Origin of the sequence: Aquicoccus porphyridii (assembly GCF_008369105.1) — a bacterium.
GTDB lineage: Bacteria > Pseudomonadota > Alphaproteobacteria > Rhodobacterales > Rhodobacteraceae > Aquicoccus > Aquicoccus porphyridii.
On the sequence record NZ_VINQ01000157.1, the window covers coordinates 1 to 417 of the forward strand.

Below are 417 nucleotides of genomic sequence, written 5' to 3' on the forward strand. Positions count from 1 at the left end.
CAGGGGCTCTCGAACTCGAAGCGACCGTTGACCGGCTCGGCCAGTTGGATGCGCAACGCCGGCCAGGTGGAGCGTTGCGGCGCCGGCGGGGTTTCCAGTCGGCGACCGTCGCGCACCACCAGTTCGCCGCCGGCCTCTGCATAGTCGAAGACGAACAGCAGGGTGCGCGAAGTCTTGGTCGTGCAGTCGCTGCGCGCCAGGCAATCCTGCGGATCGGCGGGATCACGCGCTACGCTCGGCGACGCGGCCTCCTCGACGTCGCGGGACGGCGTGTGCAGGCCAGCGCAACCGGCCAGCAGGAGGAACGGCAGGGTCAGGAGCCAGCGGCGCATCGGATTTCCCCGGGACGGATGTGCAAGAGCCCCGACCAGCGGGGCTCCCGTTCGAACGAAGGCGCTTAGTTGACCTTCGGATCCA

1 protein-coding gene is annotated in these 417 nt (G+C 69.1%); it reads right to left on the reverse strand.

Annotated features, from left to right (window positions below; translation table 11 throughout):
* A partial coding sequence (locus FLO80_RS24000) for a hypothetical protein (protein WP_149187159.1) occupies nt 1-332 on the reverse strand: 332 nt, incomplete at its 3' end.
* Between the last annotated feature and the right edge of the window lie 85 nt (nt 333-417).